The organism is Vibrio sp. Vb0937 (assembly GCF_033338855.1).
The window spans coordinates 1-1,063 of sequence record NZ_JAWOTK010000432.1 but is presented as its reverse complement, the minus strand read 5'-3'; the positions used below and the strand labels follow the sequence as shown (position 1 = coordinate 1,063).

General features: G+C 41.4%; 1 protein-coding gene. It reads left to right on the top strand.

Features of this window, described 5'->3' with window-relative positions:
* Positions 1-346: 346 nt before the first annotated feature.
* Positions 347-946, top strand: a complete 600-nt coding sequence (locus tag R7P67_RS26275; RefSeq protein WP_005458814.1) for a CoA pyrophosphatase — start codon at positions 347-349, stop codon at positions 944-946.
* Positions 947-1,063: the final 117 nt, after the last annotated feature.

Genomic DNA, 1,063 nt, shown 5'->3' with positions numbered 1-1,063 from the left:
ACTTCAAGTCCAAATTTGCTTTCCACTAACTCCATGAACTCGGTGAAGATTATCCCTTTCATTGGCAAACACCAACCTCATTGCAACGCCTTAAAAATAAGAATGGTGTATAACCCTATAAGTTTCAAATCAATATGCTTCGGCAGAGTGAGACACAAAGCACAAAGCAAAAGGTTGCCTAGATGTGAAGCGATCTTCCTTTAACATTTGAGCTTACTGTTTTATCAACAATGAGGCGGAGTGCACTCACCACTCATTTTCTCACTCAAGCACGCTCGCTTCCGGAGTTTAGGGTTATTATCTTGGGTGTATAATAATGAGTAGGCACGAAAATTAGGGATTCGGTTTGGTTATCGACAAAACAAAATTGCTGCAGAACTTTCAATTTCATCTTCCGACGGGGTATCACAAGGAGTCTCTTGCCCGCCTGAATTTTATGAAAGGTAAACCGCTTCGAGACGCCGCGGTTCTGATTGGTTTTGTGGATAGACCTGAAGGCCTACAAGTGATTTTGACCAAGCGAGCCGAACATCTTCGGCATCATCCAGGGCAAATCAGCTTTCCTGGCGGTAAGTTTGAACCCGAAGATATCCATCTGGTGAATACGGCGCTTCGTGAGACTAATGAAGAGGTCGGTATAGAAGATAAACATATTCATGTGTTCGGTCAGTTGCCAAAACTGCCAACGATTAGTCAATTTAATGTGACGCCATTTTTGGCCTTTATTTCTCCGGATTACAAAACGCATATTGACCCAAATGAGGTCGAGTCGGTTTTTGAGGTACCAGCCAACCATATTTTGAACCCAAATAAGCTCTACAGCAGTAAGTTTGAGTTAAAAAGAAGCAGTCATCGTGTATTTGCTATCCCATATCGTCAACATTTCATCTGGGGCATGACGGCACAGATCATTGAGTCGATGCAAAAGCACATCATTTCCGGCTAAATCTCTCCTCTTTCATTCGATAATGATCATACGACCAATGCGATCATTATGTGCATCAATATTAATAAAACGTTGCTTCATAAACATTCATTCACATTAGATTAATTTGCCATTTTC